Origin of the sequence: Micromonospora sp. (assembly GCF_048594385.1) — a bacterium.
Lineage (GTDB): Bacteria > Actinomycetota > Actinomycetes > Mycobacteriales > Micromonosporaceae > Micromonospora > Micromonospora wenchangensis.
Genome location: NZ_JBMDWU010000571.1, coordinates 1 through 3,695, shown reverse-complemented (window position 1 = coordinate 3,695; position 3,695 = coordinate 1). Strand labels below are relative to the sequence as shown.

Genomic DNA, 3,695 nt, shown 5'->3' with positions numbered 1-3,695 from the left:
CCATCAACGCCCACTCGGAGAGCACCGCGATGATCGGTGACCGGATGGACACCGACATCCTGTGAGGCCTGGAGGCGGGGCTGGAGACGATCCTGGTGCTCACCGGGATCAGCACCCGGGCCGAGACGGAACGCTACCCGTACCGGCCGTCGCGGATCGTCGACTCGGTGCTCGACCTGATCGACGAGATCTGACCCGTACCGGCCCGCCCGACCGGGTGCGGGCGGGGGCCGGTGCGGGGCGGGCGCGGTCAGGGACGCAGCGGGGCGTTGCAGGCGGCGACCAGCGCCTGCCGGCAGGCGGGGGTGAGCGGGCGCAGCGCCGCGTCGCGCTGCTGCGCCTCATGGTTGTTGATCGCCCCGCCGGGGGCGCTCTCCCCGGCCAGCGCGAGCACCCGGTCGAGCACGGCGGCGCGGGCGAACAGCCGCCGGGAACGCGGGTCGAACCCGGGGGGCAGGTCGGTCGCGCCGTCCGGGCGACGCAGCGCGGCGAGCGCCCCGGCCAGCTCGGGCCGCCACTGGGCCACGTCGAGCCGGGTCAACGCGGCGGTGGACTCGGCCAGCGCGGTGGCGAGTTCCGCCTCCGCCTCGGCGGCCCCCGGCGCGGTCAGCGACGCCCTCGCCGCGTCGGCCGGCAGCGGGTAGACCCGCCACAGCACCGTCTCCCAGGTCATCCCGGAGCCGGAGGTGTGCGTGCGCACCTCGGGGATCAGCCCGAGCGCACCGGCCACCACGGCCTCCCCGGCCAGCAGCGCCGCCCCGGCGAAGTCGCCCGGACCGGGCAGCCCCCGGGGGTCGCCCGGCGCGGGCAGCACCAACCGGATCTCGTCGGGGGAGAGCTTGGCCAGCGCCGGCACGGCCTCACGCAGCGGCACGTCCCGCCAGGTGCCCGGCGCGTCGGCGACCAGGTGCTCCTCGTCGCCGGCGACCGACTCGGCGACCTCGTCGAAGGGCACGAGGCCGGCCCGCCAGGCGCGTACCCAGGCCACGAAACGGCTCGACCGGCGCGCGGCCATTGTGGCCGCGCCCGTTGCGGGGGAGGACATGCCGAAAAGGGTACGTGCTCCCCGCCGCCCCTGTCTCGACTGCCGGATCGTCGGCTGTCCGGTCCGCCCACCGCCGCAGGTGGCGGGCCATGCGGGCACGGCCCGCTGCGGCGCGGACACGCGCCCGGCGGGGTGCGCGGCCGGGCGGGACGGTGGCCGGACGGCCGGCGTGTCGGATCGGGCGGGCGCGTCGGGAGGTGCCGGGGCGCGACGGAGACTAGCGTGCTCGACATGGCGGGGCGATACGGCGAGGACGTGCTGGCGGGCGACTGGCGGCGACGGAAGGTCACCCCCGAGGTCGACGCCGAACCGGATCTCGTGGTGGAGGACGCCGACTCGGGGTTCTGCGGCGCGGTGGTCGGGTTCGAGGCGTCGGCGGTGGTGCTGGAGGACCGGCACGGCCGGCGGCGGGTCTTCCCGCTGCTGCCCGCCGCGTTCCTGCTCGACGGGGAGCCGGTGACCCTGCGCCGGCCGGCCCGTGCCCCGGTGCCCGCCGCCCGCCGCCGGACCGCCTCCGGGTCGATCGCCGTGGCCGACGTGCGGGCACGGGTGGCCAAGGCCAGCCGGATCTGGGTGGAGGGCGTGCACGACGCCGCCCTGGTGGAGCGGATCTGGGGCGACGACCTGCGGATCGAGGGCGTGGTGGTGGAGCCGCTGGACGGCATCGACGCCCTCGACGCCGAGGTACGCGACTTCGCTCCCGGCCCCGGCCGCCGGCTCGGGGTGCTCGTCGACCACCTGGTGCCCGGCTCCAAGGAGAGCCGGATCGTGGCCCGGGTGAACTCCCCGCACGTGCTGGTCACCGGTCACCCGTACGTGGACGTGTGGCAGGCGGTCAAGCCGACCGCGGTGGGCATCCGGGCCTGGCCGGTGGTGCCGCCGGGCCGGCCGTGGAAGGAGGGTGTCTGCGCGGCCCTCGGGGTGGCCGAGCCGGCCGACATGTGGCGGCGCATCCTGTCCCGGGTGGACAGCTTCGCCGACGTGGAGACCCCGTTGATCAACGCGATGGAACGCCTGATCGACTTCGTCACCGAACCCGACTGACACCCACGGCCGGCCCGGCCCCGGCGGGGCGGTCAGGGCTCCTGGTCGGGGGTACGGGTGAAGACGAAGGTGCCGATGTCCAGGCCTACCGCCCGCCCGTCCGGGTCGCGCAGCACGGCGAGGACCTCGCTGTCCTCCTCGCCGGAGCGGCCCCGCCAGCGGTCCGGTCCGGTCCGGGTGAACCGCAGCGTCGGCTCGCCGGGCCGGCCGGCCCACAGGTCGCCGGCCGGGTCGGCCCGGACCTCGTACTCGAGGCCCATCCACCACCAGCGGCCGGTCAGCTCGGCCAGTTCCGCCGGGGGTGGGGCGGCGGCCGGACGCCAGGGCACGACCGGGGTCGGTTCGGCGTCCAGGACCAGGGTGAGCAGTTGCCGGGACAGCCCGCCGATGTGCCCGGTGCGAAAGCCGTACGAGTTGGCGAAGCCGACCACGGCGGTCCGGCTGGGCCGGTGCACGGTGAGGGCGGCCACGTAGCCGGGCATCGAGCCGCCGTGGCCCACGTACACCCGGTCGCCGTCGCGGTACAGCTCCAGCCCCAGCCCGTGCCCGCCGCGCCAGGAGTCCAGGTCGTTGATCATCACCGGGGTGCACATCTCGGTGAGGGTGTCGGCGGCCAGCACCTCGTCGGTGGGGTCGGCCAGGAACGCCGCCCAGCGGGCGAGGTCGGTGACCGTCGACCAGAGCTGCCCGGCGGGGGCCATCGCCCCGGTGTCGGTACGCGGCTCCTCCCGCAGCGTGTCGTGCCACGGGTGCACCACGTACCCCGGCGCGTAGGGCTCGGTGGCGCGGTAGGTGGTGCGGCGCAGCCCCAGCGGGTCGAGGACGCGCTCGGTGAGCAGCCGCGCCCAGGGCGTCCCGGTGACCCGCTCCAGCACCCCGCCGAGCAGCCCGTACGCCAGGTTGGAGTAGTGGTAGCCGCGCCAGGCGGGGTGGCCGATCTTGTCCGTGGTGAGGCCGGCGACCAGGGTGGCCAGGTCGGTGCCCTCGGTGCGTTCCCACCACGGGCCGTCGGGCTCGCGCTGCAGGCCGCTGGCGTGGCTGAGGAGCTGGCGCAGGGTGAGCCCGCCGACGGCGGTGCCCGGCAGGTGCCGCTCCAACGGGTCGTCCAGGGTGAGCCGGCCGGCGTCGCGTTCCCGCATGACCAGCGTGGCGGTCATGGTCTTGGTGATCGAGCCGAGCCGGTACTGGAGGTCGGCGTCGGGGCGCGGGTGGTCGCCGGCGGTGGCCAGGTGGACCAGCGTGCCGTCCCGGACGATCCCGAGCGCCAGGGAGGGGGCGCGCCCGGCGGCCTGGGCCTGCGCCACGAGGGTGTCGATCCGGCGGGCGGTCTCGGCGAGCAGGGTCACCAGCAGCTCCTTCGCGGGGTCGGTTCGGGCCTGAACCGAGCTTACTGATCACCAGAAGTGGGTGGATTCGCGTGGACGTGTCACGATCGAGGGGTGGACGCCGTGGTGTGGATCGTGCTGGGTGTGCTGTTGGCCGTCGCCGAGATCTTCACGACGACGCTGTTTCTGATGATGTTCGCGGTCGGCGCGTTCGCCGCCGCCGGGGCCGCCGCGCTGGGTGCGCCCGTCGCCGTGCAGGCGGTGGTCTTCGCCGTGGTGTC

The 3,695-nt window shown here is 75.7% G+C and carries 3 protein-coding genes and 2 pseudogenes; 3 read left to right on the top strand and 2 right to left on the bottom strand.

What is annotated here, in order from left to right; all coding sequences use genetic code 11:
* Nucleotides 1-194: pseudogene (locus tag ACOJTC_RS30160) on the top strand (HAD hydrolase-like protein); the annotation flags it as partial.
* A gap of 56 nt (nt 195-250) precedes the next feature.
* On the opposite strand, the gene ACOJTC_RS30155 reads toward ACOJTC_RS30160, so the two are convergent.
* Nucleotides 251-1,045 (bottom strand): hypothetical protein, encoded by a 795-nt coding sequence (locus tag ACOJTC_RS30155; protein ID WP_420119421.1) that lies wholly within the window; start codon nt 1,043-1,045, stop codon nt 251-253.
* A 231-nt stretch (nt 1,046-1,276) separates the two neighbouring features.
* Between ACOJTC_RS30155 and ACOJTC_RS30150 the strand changes: the two genes are divergently transcribed.
* Nucleotides 1,277-2,089, top strand: coding sequence for a DUF3097 domain-containing protein (locus ACOJTC_RS30150; RefSeq protein ID WP_420119420.1), 813 nt, complete (start codon nt 1,277-1,279; stop codon nt 2,087-2,089).
* 32 nt (nt 2,090-2,121) lie between these two features.
* On the opposite strand, the gene ACOJTC_RS30145 is transcribed toward ACOJTC_RS30150, so the two are convergent.
* Nucleotides 2,122-3,435 (bottom strand): serine hydrolase domain-containing protein, encoded by a 1,314-nt coding sequence (locus ACOJTC_RS30145; RefSeq protein WP_420119419.1) that lies wholly within the window; start codon nt 3,433-3,435, stop codon nt 2,122-2,124.
* Nucleotides 3,436-3,528: 93 nt separating this feature from the next.
* Here ACOJTC_RS30145 and ACOJTC_RS30140 point away from each other — a divergent pair.
* Nucleotides 3,529-3,695: pseudogene (locus tag ACOJTC_RS30140) on the top strand (NfeD family protein); the annotation flags it as partial.